15 protein-coding genes are annotated in these 13,290 nt (G+C 70.8%); 8 read left to right on the top strand and 7 right to left on the bottom strand.

Features of this window, described 5'->3' with window-relative positions; genetic code table 11:
• The first annotated feature begins 120 nt into the window (after nucleotides 1–120).
• A complete protein-coding gene (locus ACH4VO_RS01545) occupies nucleotides 121–981 on the top strand; it encodes a DUF4097 family beta strand repeat-containing protein (protein ID WP_360997105.1) in 861 nt (286 codons plus the stop codon).
• Nucleotide 982: 1 nt separating this feature from the next.
• Nucleotides 983–1,972 carry a helix-turn-helix transcriptional regulator gene (locus ACH4VO_RS01540; RefSeq protein ID WP_360997107.1) on the top strand — a complete coding sequence of 330 codons (990 nt, stop codon included), beginning with the start codon at nucleotides 983–985 and terminating at the stop codon, nucleotides 1,970–1,972.
• A 204-nt stretch (nucleotides 1,973–2,176) separates the two neighbouring features.
• On the opposite strand, the gene ACH4VO_RS01535 is transcribed toward ACH4VO_RS01540, so the two are convergent.
• Nucleotides 2,177–3,142, bottom strand: coding sequence for a zinc-binding dehydrogenase (locus tag ACH4VO_RS01535; protein WP_360997109.1), 966 nt, complete (start codon nucleotides 3,140–3,142; stop codon nucleotides 2,177–2,179).
• A 212-nt stretch (nucleotides 3,143–3,354) separates the two neighbouring features.
• On the bottom strand, nucleotides 3,355–4,590 hold the full coding sequence (locus ACH4VO_RS01530; protein WP_360997110.1) for an NADP-dependent malic enzyme: 1,236 nt from the start codon (nucleotides 4,588–4,590) through the stop codon (nucleotides 3,355–3,357).
• A 519-nt stretch (nucleotides 4,591–5,109) separates the two neighbouring features.
• Between ACH4VO_RS01530 and ACH4VO_RS01525 the strand changes: the two genes are divergently transcribed.
• From ACH4VO_RS01525 to ACH4VO_RS01515, 3 genes are all read left to right on the top strand, one after another.
• Entirely contained in the window at nucleotides 5,110–6,069 is a 960-nt protein-coding gene (locus ACH4VO_RS01525; RefSeq protein WP_360997112.1) for an ABC transporter substrate-binding protein, read from the top strand.
• Nucleotides 6,070–6,140: 71 nt separating this feature from the next.
• Complete coding sequence (locus tag ACH4VO_RS01520) at nucleotides 6,141–7,040, top strand: amino acid ABC transporter permease (RefSeq protein WP_360997207.1); 900 nt, start codon at nucleotides 6,141–6,143, stop codon at nucleotides 7,038–7,040.
• The gene (locus ACH4VO_RS01515) at nucleotides 7,037–7,798 is read left to right on the top strand and encodes an amino acid ABC transporter ATP-binding protein (protein WP_360997114.1); all 762 of its coding nucleotides are present in this window, start codon (nucleotides 7,037–7,039) and stop codon (nucleotides 7,796–7,798) included. Before ACH4VO_RS01520 ends, ACH4VO_RS01515 begins: the two co-directional genes overlap by 4 nt.
• 125 nt (nucleotides 7,799–7,923) lie before the next feature.
• Here ACH4VO_RS01515 and ACH4VO_RS01510 read toward each other — a convergent pair whose 3' ends face one another.
• On the bottom strand, nucleotides 7,924–8,685 hold the full coding sequence (locus ACH4VO_RS01510; RefSeq protein ID WP_360997116.1) for a class I SAM-dependent methyltransferase: 762 nt from the start codon (nucleotides 8,683–8,685) through the stop codon (nucleotides 7,924–7,926).
• 107 nt (nucleotides 8,686–8,792) lie between these two features.
• Between ACH4VO_RS01510 and ACH4VO_RS01505 the strand changes: the two genes are divergently transcribed.
• Nucleotides 8,793–9,422 (top strand): CGNR zinc finger domain-containing protein, encoded by a 630-nt coding sequence (locus ACH4VO_RS01505; RefSeq protein ID WP_360997118.1) that lies wholly within the window; start codon nucleotides 8,793–8,795, stop codon nucleotides 9,420–9,422.
• Here the strand turns inward: ACH4VO_RS01505 and sodX are convergent.
• On the bottom strand, nucleotides 9,326–9,763 hold the full coding sequence (gene sodX, locus ACH4VO_RS01500; protein WP_360997208.1) for a nickel-type superoxide dismutase maturation protease: 438 nt from the start codon (nucleotides 9,761–9,763) through the stop codon (nucleotides 9,326–9,328). The two genes, ACH4VO_RS01505 and sodX, sit on opposite strands and share 97 nt — an antisense overlap.
• Before the next feature lie 180 nt (nucleotides 9,764–9,943).
• On the opposite strand from sodX, the gene sodN reads away from it, so the two are divergent.
• Together sodN and ACH4VO_RS01490 are read left to right on the top strand one after the other, a co-directional pair.
• Complete coding sequence (gene sodN, locus ACH4VO_RS01495) at nucleotides 9,944–10,339, top strand: superoxide dismutase, Ni (RefSeq protein WP_358678295.1); 396 nt, start codon at nucleotides 9,944–9,946, stop codon at nucleotides 10,337–10,339.
• A 116-nt stretch (nucleotides 10,340–10,455) separates the two neighbouring features.
• Nucleotides 10,456–10,620: a hypothetical protein gene (locus ACH4VO_RS01490; RefSeq protein WP_398440844.1), complete on the top strand. Its 165-nt coding sequence runs from the start codon at nucleotides 10,456–10,458 to the stop codon at nucleotides 10,618–10,620.
• A gap of 56 nt (nucleotides 10,621–10,676) precedes the next feature.
• Here ACH4VO_RS01490 and ACH4VO_RS01485 read toward each other — a convergent pair whose 3' ends face one another.
• The 3 genes from ACH4VO_RS01485 to ACH4VO_RS01475 form a co-directional block, all read right to left on the bottom strand.
• Entirely contained in the window at nucleotides 10,677–11,030 is a 354-nt protein-coding gene (locus ACH4VO_RS01485; RefSeq protein WP_360997120.1) for a DUF952 domain-containing protein, read from the bottom strand.
• 9 nt (nucleotides 11,031–11,039) lie between these two features.
• Nucleotides 11,040–12,044, bottom strand: coding sequence for an NAD-dependent epimerase/dehydratase family protein (locus ACH4VO_RS01480; protein WP_360997122.1), 1,005 nt, complete (start codon nucleotides 12,042–12,044; stop codon nucleotides 11,040–11,042).
• 73 nt (nucleotides 12,045–12,117) lie between these two features.
• A complete protein-coding gene (locus ACH4VO_RS01475) occupies nucleotides 12,118–13,071 on the bottom strand; it encodes a LysR family transcriptional regulator (protein WP_360997124.1) in 954 nt (317 codons plus the stop codon).
• Between the last annotated feature and the right edge of the window lie 219 nt (nucleotides 13,072–13,290).

The following is a 13,290-nucleotide window of genomic DNA, read 5'->3' as shown; positions in this document are numbered from 1 at the left end:
CTCCGTCGCCCCGCCGGACCACCTCCCGGATTCGCTCTTGACTTCGGCAATCCGCGATATATCGTGTTCCCAGAAGACGCGATATGTTGCGTCATGCCGCACACCAGGGAGGCCGGATCCATGCCCGAGTCGAGGTGGAACGTCGCCGAGCCGCAGAGGCTTGCCTTCGGCGAGCCCGTGACAGCGCTCCATGTGCGTATCGTCGACGGCACGGTCAACGTCGTCGGCACCGATGAGGCGACCGCACGCCTGGAGGTCTCCGAGATCGAGGGCCCGCCCCTGATCGTGACCCAGCAGGACGGCAGGATCACCGTGGCCTACGAGGATCTGCCCTGGAAGGGATTCCTCACCTGGCTCGACCGTAAGGCTCCGCGCCGCCGGGCCGTCGTCTCGCTCGCCGTACCCGCCGGCGCGGCGGTGGAGGTGGGGGTCATCGGTGCCGGAGCGGTGGTTTCCGGGATCCGAGGGCGCACGGAACTGCGCGGCATCACGGGCGACACGACCTTGGTCGGCCTCACGGGCGCGGTCCGCGCCGAGACCGTCTCCGGCAGCCTCGAGGCACAGGGTGTCATCGGGGACCTGCGCTTCCAGTCCGTGTCCGGCGACCTGACGGTCGTGGACGGCGCCGGCACCTCGGTCCGGGCCGAGTCCGTCACCGGTGACATGGTGCTGGACCTCGACACGTCGGACAGGCCGACGGACATCCGGCTGACCACGGTCTCCGGCGAGGTCGCCATCCGGCTTCCGCACCCGGCCGACGCCAGGGTCGAGGCGAACACAGCGAGCGGCGCGGTCTCCAACGCCTTCGAGGCTCTCCGGGTCAGCGGTCAGTGGGGCGCGAAGAAGATCACCGGCACCCTGGGGGCGGGCACGGGGAAGCTGAAGGCCACCACCGTCTCGGGGTCGATCGCCCTGCTGCGCCGCCCACCCGCCGAGGACGACGACCTGGTCGACGCCGAGCCGACCGGAAAGGTGCTCTGACATGGCCCCCGTATTCGCCCACGGCCGTCTGCGCCTCTACCTCCTGAAGCTGCTGGACGAGGCCCCGCGCCACGGCTACGAGGTGATCAGGCTCCTGGAGGAGCGTTTCCAGGGGCTGTACGCACCGTCGGCCGGCACGGTGTATCCGCGGCTGGCCAAGCTGGAGGCCGAGGGCCTGGTCACGCATGCCACCGAGGGCGGCCGCAAGGTCTACTCGATCACCGAGGCCGGGCGTGCCGAGCTGGCGGGCCGCAGTGGCGAGCTGGCCGATCTGGAGCTGGAGATCCGGGAGTCCGTCTCCGAGCTCGCCGCCGAGATCCGCGACGACGTGCGCGGTGCGGCGGGCAAGCTGCGCAGTGAGATGCGTGCTGCGGCGTCCGAGACCCGGCACGCACCGGACGGCGGACGGAGCGGCTGGGAGCCCGGCTTCGGCGAGGATCCCCGCGAGAGCGAGGCGTGGCGCATGGCCAAGGAGGAGCTGCGCAAGGCCAGGCACGAGTGGAAGGAACAGGCACGCCGGGCGAAGGACGAGTCCCGCCGTGCTCGCGAGGACGCCGAGCAGGCCCGCCGTCAGGCTCAGGAAGCGCACGAGAAGGCACGTGAGCAGATGCAGAACGCCGCCCGCCAGGTGCAGGAGCACTTCGCCCGCGGCGACTGGCCGACGGGTGTGCGGGAAGGACTCGCCGAGATCACCGGACAGCTCGGCGGCTTCGCCAGGACGGGCACCTGGCCGTCGTACAGCAGGCCGGACCCTGCGGCCCCGGACATCGAGTGGGCCGCGGACACGGCCTCCACAGGAGATCCGGCCCGTGATCTGGACCGTCTGCTGGACCGATTCCGCGACGACGTCCGGGACGCCGCCCGGGACCATGGCGTCACCGACGCCCAGCTCACGGAGGCCCGCGGTCACCTCGCCGCGGCAGCGACCCGGATAGACACGCTCCTGCGGAGAACGGCAGGGGACGGGGCGGCCTCGCGCAAGAAGCCCTGACCGCCGGGTCGCTTCCGGCCGGCCGCCGGTTGTCCTCCGTCTGCCCTCTCACCGTCCGGCGATGAGAGGGCGGACGGACGAGAGGGGGGTGGATGGCGCAGCACGGGTCGAAGGGGCGAAGGGAGCCGCGGCCCCGTCGCCGTACAAGGGCCGGGCCGGGGCCTCAGCGGGAAACCTCGGGATGCGGGGGTTCCGCCGCAGTCGTCACGAGGCGCTGAGCACGATCTTCCCGAACAGGTCCCCGGCGGCAAGCCGCTCGAATCCCTCGCGGGCCCGGTCCAGCGGCAGGGTCGCGTCGATGACGGGCCGGACCCCGGTGGCCGAGCAGAACGCCAGCAGGTCCTCCAGTTCGTCCTTGGTACCCATCGTGGAGCCGACCACCTTGAGCTCCAGGAAGAAGATCCGGGTCAGTTCGGCGTGTGGGGGCCGGTCGCCGCTGGTCGCCCCCGAGATGACCAGCGTGCCTCCGGGGCGCAGCGACTTGACCGAGTGCGACCAGGTGGCGGCCCCGACCGTCTCGATGACGGCGTCGACCCTCCGGGGCAGCCGCGCACCGGGCTCGTAGGCCTCGACGGCGCCCAGTTCGACGGCCCGCTCGCGCTTGGCCTTGTCACGGCTGGTGGCGAACATCCTGAGTCCGGCGGCCTTGCCCAGCACGATCGCGGCGGTGGCCACGCCACCGCCCGCGCCCTGGACGAGGACGGAGTCGCCGGGCCGGACACCCGCGTTGGTGAAGAGCATCCGATACGCGGTCAGCCAGGCGGTCGGCAGACAGGCCGCCTGCTCGAAGGTCAGTTCCTTCGGCTTGGGCAGCACGTTCCAGCTGGGGACGGTGACCAGTTCGGCGAAGGTGCCCTGGTAGCGCTCGGTCAGGATGGATCGGGGCTCGTCGGGACCGACCCCGTGGCCCGTCTGGCCGATCACGGAGTGCAGGACCACTTCGTTGCCGTCCTGGTCGATCCCGGCGGCGTCGCAGCCGAGGATCATCGGCAGCTTGTCCTCGGCAAGGCCCACGCCCCGCAGGGACCAGAGGTCGTGGTGGTTGAGCGACGCGGCCCTGACCTGGACGGTGGTCCATCCGGGTCGCGGCTCCGGTGCCGGGCGTTCGCCCAGTTCGAGTCCGTCGAGGGGCTGGTCACGGTCGATGCGTGCGGCGTAGGCGGCGAACATGGCCACGACCCTAGGGCGTGACGCCCCGTGACGTAACCGTTCGATGGTGTGACACACGCCCCAGCCGGCGGGAAGCGGCGAGGCGGTTGGTGGCCCCACCCCGGAGGACGCGACGCGAGGCGGTTGGTGCCCCCACCCCGGAGGACGCGACGCGAGGCGGGGAGCGGCCCACTCGGAGGGCCCGCACCCCGCCCCGCCCCGGTTCGCCCGCGTCAGCGGCGGGCGACGCCCTCGGCCCGCGCGGCCGCGGCCACGGCCGCGGTGACGGCCGGCGCGACCCGCTCGTCGAACGGCGACGGGATCACGTAGTCCGCCGCCAGCTCCTCGCCGACGACATCCGCCAGCGCGTTCGCCGCAGCGATCTTCATGCCTTCGGTGATCCGGGAGGCCCGGACCTGCAGCGCGCCGGCGAAGATGCCCGGGAACGCCAGCACGTTGTTGATCTGGTTCGGGTAGTCCGACCGCCCGGTCGCCACGACGGCCGCGTACTTGTGCGCGACGTCGGGGTGGACCTCCGGGTTCGGGTTGGCCATGGCGAAGACGAACGCACCGGGCGCCATCGAGGCGACGGCCGGCTCGGGGACCGTACCGCCGGAGACACCGATGAACACGTCGGCGCCCGCCAGTGCCGTCTCCAGGGGGCCCGAGAGGCCCGCCCGGTTCGTGAGCTCGGCGAGCTCACGCTTGACGTCGGTGAGGTCGTCCCGGTCCCTGCTGACGATGCCCTTGCGGTCGGCGACGGCGACGTCGCCGATGCCCGCCTCCAGGAGGAACTTGGCGATGGCCACACCGGCCGCGCCCGCTCCGGAGATGACGCCGCGCAGGTCGCCGAGCGTCCGGCCGGACAGCTTCGCCGCGTTGCGCAGCGCCGCGAGCGTCACGACGGCCGTGCCGTGCTGGTCGTCGTGGAAGACCGGGATGTCGAGGCGCTCCTGGAGCTTGCGCTCGATCTCGAAGCAGCGGGGCGCCGAGATGTCCTCCAGGTTGACCCCGCCGAAGGACGGCGCCAGCCGCACGACGGTCTCGACGATCTCGTCCGCGTCGGTGGTGGCGAGCGCGATCGGCACCGCGTCGACCCCGCCGAACTGCTTGAAGAGGATCGCCTTGCCCTCCATGACCGGGAGGGACGCCTCGGGGCCGATGTCCCCCAGGCCGAGCACTGCGGTGCCGTCCGTCACGACGGCCACGACCTGCGACTTCCAGGTGTAGTCGTGGACGAGTTCGGGATTGTCCGCGATGGCGCTGCACACCTTGGCCACGCCGGGCGTGTACGCGAGGGACAGGTCGTCCTTGTCGCGGATCGGGACGGTGGCCTGCACGGCCATCTTCCCGCCGCGGTGCAGGGCGAAGGCCGGATCGAAGGCCTCTTCCGCACCGGTGAGTCCGTCCGCACCGGCCGTACCGTGCGTCTTGCTGTCGCTGCGAGGATTGACGATCTCCGCTGCCATTGTGTTGACCCCTTAAGTCTTCATCAGTTGAGGGTGGCCACTCCTGGTTGAGGAGGGGTGGGCGGGCACCGCGTACGTTCCCGGCCCTGAGCGGTTGGCCCGCTCCGGCTGGGGAGTCACCTACGCGCGGGCGCGCCGCACACGCGCCCTGAGCCCCGGATGAGGGGTGTAAAGGTCTTTCTTACCGGACGGACCGGGCCTCGGACGAGTCGGTATCGACGCGGTGACATGACTCATAGTCGAATATCTGGACAAGTCCACTAAGCGCCACAAAGGTCGCCCGAAGGCTGAGACGCACCGGAGATCCTCCGGAGGGAAGCTCTGATTCCAACAGATGGTCCGGCCATGCGTACCGGCCTGTTGAGGTTCGGGGGTCGCCCGTTACCCGATTTTGACATGACTGGCCCCCTGGATGGGCTAGTCCGAATGGCAAGATGCCGTCATCACGCAAGGTGCGGCACTCGAAGGTGCGTGCGCATCCATCTGACCAGCACCCCTCACCGCCGGAGGATTCCCACCATGACCGCAAGCTTCATCTGCCGTTCGACCGCGAAGTCCCGGATAGCCGCGGTCTGCGCAGTCGCGGTCGCGGGCACCATGCTGCTGAGCGCCTGCGGTGACCAGACCGACAGCGGCAGCAAGAAGACCTCGGGTGCGGCCGCCGCCAAGGACGCCCCGCTCGCCGATCTCCTGCCCCAGGCGGTCAAGGACAAGGGCGAGATCAAGGTCGGCTCCGACATCGCGTACCCGCCGGTGGAGTTCAAGGACAAGTCCGGCAAGACGGTCGGCATCGACCCCGATCTCGGTGACGCCCTCGGCAAGCAGCTCGGAGTGAAGTTCGTCTTCGAGAACGGCACCTTCGACACGCTGCTCACGGGCCTGCGCTCCAAGCGCTACGACCTGGCGATGTCGGCGATGACCGACACCAAGGACCGTCAGGAGGGTGTGGACTCCGAGACGAAGAAGAAGGTCGGCGAGGGCGTCGACTTCGTCGACTACTTCACCGCCGGCGTGTCGATCTACACCAAGAAGGGCGACGACAAGGGCATCAAGACCTGGTCGGACCTCTGCGGCAAGAAGCTCGTGGTGCAGCGGGGCACGGTCTCCCACGACCTCGCCAAGGCCGAGAACGCCAAGTGCGGCAGCAAGGGCAAGATCAGCATCGAGGCGTTCGACAACGACCTCGAGGCCCAGACCCGCCTGCGCGGCGGCGGCGCCGACGCCGGCTCCTCCGACTTCCCGGTCGCCGCGTACGCGGTGAAGACCTCGGGCGGCGGCAACGACTTCCAGCTGGTCGGCGAGCAGGTCGAGGCGGCCCCGTACGGCATCGCCGTCGCCAAGGGCAACGACGAGCTCACCAAGGCGGTGCAGGCCGCCCTGGACGCGCTGATCAAGAACGGCGAGTACGGAAAGATCATCGCCAAGTGGGGTGTCGAGGCCGGAGCGGTCACCGAGGCCAAGATCAACGGCGGGTCGTGACCGGCGACCGGCACCGAAAGGCATCACCTGTGACTGACATCAAGAAGGCGGGCCCGGCGGCCACCCCGCTCATGCCGCCGACGGGGCCGGAGGCGATCAAAGCCATCCCGGTGCGTCACTACGGCCGGTACGTCTCGGCGGTCGTCGCTCTCGGCCTGCTGGCCTCGCTCGTCTACGCGTTCGCCCAGGGCGACATCAACTGGGGCGCCATCCCGGACTACTTCTTCGACGCCCAGATCCTCGAAGGCGTCAAGAACACCGTCATCATCACCGTCCTGGCGATGCTCATCGGCGTGGTGCTCGGCATCGTCCTCGCGGTGATGCGGCTGTCCAAGAACCCGGTGACCTCCGCCATCGCGTGGGGGTACATCTGGTTCTTCCGCGGCACCCCGGTCTACGTGCAGCTGCTGGTCTGGTTCAACCTCGGCATCGTCTTCGAGTACATCAACCTCGGGCCGATCTACAAGGACGAGTGGTCGTCCTTCATGACTCCGTTCCTCTGCGCGCTGCTGGGCCTCGGGCTCAACGAGGCCGCGTACATGGCGGAGATCTGCCGGGCCGGCCTCCAGTCCGTCGACGAGGGCCAGACCGAGGCGGCGCACGCGCTGGGCATGAGCCACAACAAGACGCTGCGCCGGATCGTCGTCCCTCAGGCGATGCGCGTGATCGTGCCGCCGACGGGCAACGAGGTCATCAACATGCTGAAGACCTCGTCGCTGGCGGTCGCCGTCCAGTACACCGAACTGCTGCGCTCCACCCAGAACGTCTCGCAGACCTCGGGTGCCACCGTGGAGATGCTGTTCCTGGCCGCGGCCTGGTACATGGTCCTCACCTCCCTGCTCAGCATCGGCCAGTACTACCTGGAGCGGTACTACGCGCGGGGTTCCAGCCGCAGCCTGCCGGACACCCCGTTCCAGAAGATCAGGGCCACCATGCTCTCGCTGGGCCGCCCGAAGGGAGGCGCCGCATGACCGCCATGGTGAAGGCCGAAGGCGTACACAAGTCCTTCGGGCCCGCGCACATCCTCAAGGGCATCGACCTGGAGGTCGCCCCCCGCGAGGTCTTCTGCCTGATCGGCCCGTCCGGTTCCGGCAAGTCGACGTTCCTGCGGTGCATCAACCACCTGGAGAAGATCAACGCCGGGCGGCTGTCCGTCGACGGTGAGCTGGTCGGCTACCGCCAGAAGGGCGACAAGCTCTACGAGCTCAAGGACAGCGAAGTCGCCCTGAAGCGCCGGGACATCGGCATGGTCTTCCAGCGCTTCAACCTGTTCCCGCACATGACGGCGATCGAGAACGTCATGGAGGCGCCGATCCAGGTCAAGGGGGAGTCCAAGGCCGTCGCCCGCGCCCGCGCGGAGCGTCTCCTGGACCGGGTCGGGCTGTCCGACAAGGCGAAGAACTACCCGTCCCAGCTCTCCGGCGGACAGCAGCAGCGGGTGGCCATCGCCCGCGCGCTGGCCATGGAGCCGAAGCTGATGCTCTTCGACGAGCCGACGTCGGCGCTCGACCCGGAGCTGGTCGGTGACGTCCTCGACGTCATGCGCGGGCTCGCCGAGGACGGTATGACGATGGTCGTCGTCACGCACGAGATGGGCTTCGCCCGCGAGGTCGGTGACGCGCTGGTCTTCATGGACGACGGGGTGGTGGTCGAGTCGGGCCACCCGCGCGACGTGCTGACGAACCCGCAGCACGACCGGACGAAGTCGTTCCTGTCGAAGGTGCTGTAGCCGCACACAGGTCCGCGGCGACAGGCGCGCGCACGGCGGCCGGCAGGGCGGTACGGGACCTGGTCCCGTACCGCCCTGCCGCGCGTTCCCCCTGCCCGGGGCAGCAGGTCCGGTCGCGGCATCAGCTACTTCAGGGCCAGCACCACACTGTCCGACGGGGAGGCCCAGACGGCACGCGCCTCGGTGAAGCCGGCTGCCAGGAGGGTGCGGGCGTGCCACTGCGGAGACGGCATGTCGCCGTCGGCGTGGTCGCCGTACAGGGTGAAGCGTTCGGCGGTCGGTCCCGCGAGGACCGGGTCCTCGGCGGCGAGGGCCCACCACTCGGACCAGTCCACCGCGCCCTCGGCCTTCGCCCGGTCCATGGCGGCGTGCCGATGGGCGCGCTCGGCCGCGTTGATGCGCGGCGTTCCGGTGTCGATCATGTGGTCGGCGTTCATGAAGACCCCGCCGTCCCGGACCAGCGTGCCGATCCGGCCGTACAGCGCGGTCAGCGGTTCCTCGTGGAGCCAGTGGAGGGCCGTCGCGGTGAGCACGGCGTCGTACGAGGGGTGCGGCAGCCGCTCGGTCCAGGTGGGGTCCTTGAGGTCCGCGGTGACGAAGGTGGCCCGGTCGTCGCCGTCGAACGTGCCGCGGGCGATGGCGAGCAGCGCGGGGTCGAGATCGACACCGGTCGAGGTGGCACGGGGGAAGCGCCTGAGGAGCCGGTCCGTGATACTTCCCGTACCGCACGCGAGGTCGAGGACTCTCGGTGCGGTTCCGACCACGGCCTCGACCATGTCCAGCATCACCCGGAACCGCTCCTCGCGGTCCGGCATGTACCACTCCTGCTGGCGGTCCCAGCTCTCCTGCCAGGCCCGCCAGTCGCCGCCCGCCGCCTTCTCCGTCATCCCGGCCTCCACGTGACACGCATGCGTGTATGTAATACCCGTTATCGAGTCCCAGCCATTACACTGGTCGACGCATCGACCATAGACCGACGCCGTAAGGACTACAAGTGGAATTGGCCTATTACTCGGATTACGCCGTGCGTCTGGTCAACACCGAGGAGCCGGCCCGCGGCAAGGACTCCCTCACCACGGTCGAGGCGGTCCGCGAGCTCTTCGGGGCGAACGCGCAGGCGGCCCGCCGCGCGACCGATGCGGACGTGACCCGTTTCCGTTCGGTACGGGCCCGACTGCGGGCGGTGTTCCAGGCGGCGGACAGCGGCGACGAGACCCTCGCGGTCGACCTGCTCAACTCACTGCTGCTGGAATTCCCCGTGAGCCCGCAGATCTCCGGCCACGACACCAGGGCCGAGGACGGGACACCGGACTGGCACATGCACCTCGCCGACCATCCGTCCAACGCGACGGCCGGGTTCGCGGCGATCGCGGCGATGGGCCTCGCCTTCCATCTCACCTCGCACGGCGTGGACCGGCTCGGCCTGTGCGAGGCAGCGCCCTGCCGCAACGCCTACCTCGACACGTCCACCAACCGGTCGAGGCGGTACTGCTCCGACCGCTGCGCGACCAGGGCCAACGTGGCCGCCTACCGGGCCCGCAAGCGCCTGGAGACGGAACGGTCCGAGGAGACGGGCCGCAGCGCGGACACCGCCCAGGCCAGCAGCCCGAACACCGACCGCTGATCCTTGCGCAGCGGCCGGTAGCGCGCCCGTACCCGGGCCAGCACCAACTCCTCGGGCACCGCCCCGTAGTCCGTGCTGTCCCCGCCCGCGAACGAGTTGTCGCCCAGCACCCACCAGCCGGTGCCGCGCCGTTCGGCGGCCCGCTTGACCACCAGCAGGTCCTGCTGGAACGGGTGACGCAGGATCACCACGTCCCCCGGCCGCACCGGCACGCCGTGCTGCACCAGCAGCCAGTCCCCGTGGTAGAGCGTCGGCACCATCGAGGGCCCCGTCACCTCCACCACCTGGAACGAGCCCTTACCCGTCCGCCCGCGCCCCGCCCCCTGCGCCGCTTCCGGCATCTGTGACACCTCCCGGTCCGTCCTCCAGTACACCGCTGCGCGCACCGCCCAGTGGTTTCGGCCACGGGTCACCTCCTGACCCTGGACTTTTGGCCTAAGCCCATGGGGGCAGCCGCAAAAAGCGGGCGCCCACGGAGTAATGTCCCACCTGAGAAGACGATCACGAGGAAGGACAGCTCCATGCTTTCCCGCCTGTTTGCCCCCAAGGTGAAGGTCAGCGCTCACTGCGACCTGCCCTGCGGCGTGTACGACCCCGCCCAGGCCCGCATCGAGGCCGAGTCGGTCAAGGCCGTCCAGGAGAAGTACCAGGCCAATGAGGACGCGGACTACCGCACGCGCGCCATTCTGATCAAGGAACAGCGTGCCGAGCTCGCGAAGCACCACGTCTCGGTGCTCTGGAGCGACTACTTCAAGCCCCCGCACTTCGAGAAGTACCCGGAGCTGCACCAGCTGGTCAACGACACCCTCAAGGCGCTCTCCGCGGCCAAGGCGTCGAACGACCCGGCCACGGGCCAGAAGGCTCTGGACCTGATCGCCCAGATCGACAAGATCTTCTGGGAGACCAAGAAGGCCTGACCCGGTCGGCGTTCCGCTGGATCGAGGTGGCCGCGCCCGGTCCGCGGGGTCTCTCACGGGAGGCCCTCGCGGGCCGGGCGCGGCCGTCCGTCCGTCCGTCCGGAAGGTGACGCCGGGTGCGACCGGCGGTATTCGGCCGGGCAAGCCGGGCGACCGCGGTCCCCGTTCCGGACACGGCCAGTGCCCCGGCCGCCACCGCCACCGACGCCGACGCCGACGCCGACGCGAGGAACGGCCCGCACCGCGGCCGGGACCCGGCCGACCGCTTACCACCGGCTTGAGCCCGAGCCTCGCCCCCGTCCCCCTCCCCGTCCCCCGGCAGCGACGCGGTCGGCCCTTACCGGGGTGCGGTCTCCTCTCCCGCCCCGGGACCGGTCCAGGGCCGCACCTCCACCACGGCGCTCACCGGCAGCGGTCCGTAGAGGTGCGGGAACTCCTCGCCGCCGGGCGCCAGGGCCTCGTAGCGCACGGGGAATCCGAGCCGGTCCGGGTCGATGACCAGCACGACCAGCCCCTCGTCGGCCGTCCCGTAGAGCGCCCGTGCCACACCGGGAAGCTGGTGGGGCAACGAGCAGTGGATGAAGCCCTCCTCTGCCAGGGTGCGGCCGCGGGTGGACATCTCGTACGTCCCGGTCCTGAGGGCGGCCTCCCACAGGGGCTCTTCGGTGAGGTGCAGCAACTGTTCGCTCATCCGGCCACGTTACGGGCTTCCGGGCGCCGCGAGGAGCTGTGCCTCGGTCTCCGGGTCGAGGCCGAGCCGGGGCCGGTCCGGACGCTGTGGCGCGGTGCCGCCCTGCTCCCGCAGCCAGGTCCAGGTGTCGGCGACCGTCTCCCCGACGGGTCTGCAACGCAGCCCCGCCGCTTCCGCCTTGGAGACGTCACCCTGGTGCAGCGTGTCGTACAACTCGCCGGCGGGCAGCCAGACGGGCAGGTCGCTCCAGGGCTCCACGCCTGCCGCGAGAAGTACCTCCGGATCGGTCCAGCGCAGTTCGGCACGGGAGCCGGTCACCCGGACACAGGCGTCCAGCAACTCGCCCATGGTGGTGTGCCCCGGCCTGCTGACCGTGTTGTAGGGGCCGCCGAGGCCCTGCGTCGCGGCATCCAGCAGCCAGCTCGCGAGGTCACGGGCGTCGATGTACTGGAGCTCGGCGTCCCGTGGGCCCGGCGCTATCACCGGACCGCCACGGGCCGTCCGGTTCAGCCACCACGGCAACCGGCCCACGTTCTCCCCGGGCCCGAGGATCAGACCGGCCCGGGCCAGCAGCGCGCGGTCGCCGAAGGCGTCGAGCGCCGCCAGCTCACCACCGCGTTTGGCCAGGGCGTACGACACGTCGTCTCCCGCGTCCGGGGACGCGCCGGCGACCAGGGGGCCGTCCTCCGACAGCCCGGCCGGTGCGGGGTAGGCGTACACGGACCGGCTGGAGACGTAGGTGAAGTGCCCGGCCCGGCCGGAGAGCAGCCGGGCGGCGTCCCGGACTGCCGAGGGCGCGCCGCTCCACGTGTCGACCACCAGGTCCCAGCGGCCGTCGGCCAAGGCGGCCAGGCCCGCGCCACCCGCCGTGCGGTCCCCGGTCAGCGCCCGGACGCCCGGCGGTGGCGCGTGACGGCCCCGGTGGAACACCGTGACCCGCCAACCGCGTTGCGAGGCTTCCTCGGTGACGGCCCGTCCGACGAATTCCGTACCACCCAGCATCAGGAGCTCCATGTGATCACCCTGCCCAGGGGCCGGGGGCGGTACATGGTTCCTCGCTGTGGGCAGAACGGGGAACTTCCGCCGGTCAGAGGGAGTACGCGAGAGGGCTGTGGTGGCGCAGCAGCCACTGGTGGTAGCCGGCGGCCCGCTGGGCGGCCTCGCGGTAGGCCGCTTCCAGCTCCCCGTACACCGTGTCCAGGTCCGCGCCCGGCCGCGAGACCAGCAGGAGCCGCACGGCCAGCGGGTCCCCGCGCAGCGGGCGGATCGCCATGTCGTCGCGCGGGCCCGACGTCGGCTGGCAGGGGGCGACGGCCTCACCGAGGACGACCAGGGACGCCGCCGTGAGGTAGTCGCCGTGCAGGACGGGCGGGTCGAGGCCGGCGGCGCCCAGGACCCGGCGGACGCCGTCCCATTCGCCGTCCACCGAGGGATCCACCATCCACCGGTCGTCGGCGAGATCGTCGAGGTCCACCACCGGACGGCCCGCGGCGGGGTGGTCGCGCGACAGGGAGATGAACTGCGGCTCCCGCTCCAGGAGTACGCGCTGCCGCAGGCCGTCCGGCACCACCAGCGGGCTGCCCTCCACCTCGTGGACGAAGGCGACGTCCAGCCGGCCGGCCGCCACGGCGCGCAGCAGAGAACGGGCCGAGACGTCGACCCGGAGGGAGATGTCCGTACCGGGCAGCCGGACCCGGAGGCGGCGCAGCCAGCCGCCGATGACCCGGCTCGCGGTGGATCCGAGGCGCAGCCGGGCGCTGTCGGCCCGGGCCGCTTCGGCCTCCGCCATCGCCGCGCCGACCAGTGCGGACATACCGTCCACCAGCGGGCGGGCCCGGCTGAGGACAGCGCGTCCGAGCAGGGTCGGCCGGCAGCCCGTCCGCTCCCGGCGGAAGAGTTCCGCCCCCATGGTCTTCTCGATCCGCTGCAGCTGGGTCGTCAAGGAGGGCTGACTGACACCGAGTCGCCGTGCGGCTTGGTGCAGGCTGCCCGTGTCCGCGATGGCGCAGAGCGCCCTGAGGTGTCTGACCTCAAGCTCCATGACGAGGAGCGTATGGCTGTTCGCGCGCTGAACACCAGATGGCCCAACCCCACTAAACAGGCCGATTCGGGGGCCGTTGGGGCGCCCGGTGCCCGGCCCTCCCGTGGGAGACGCACGGCGCTGATAGGGCGGCGCTATCGCCGGTTGACATCATCCGCCGCGGCCCCGACTGCCCTGACACTCACTCCGTACCCGCAACCCCCCACCCGTGTCCCGTCC

Origin of the sequence: Streptomyces sp. NPDC020780 (assembly GCF_044334475.1) — a bacterium.
In the GTDB taxonomy this organism is placed as follows: domain Bacteria; phylum Actinomycetota; class Actinomycetes; order Streptomycetales; family Streptomycetaceae; genus Streptomyces.
The sequence above is the reverse complement of the archived record's forward strand: the minus strand, read 5'-3'. Positions and strand labels throughout refer to the sequence as shown.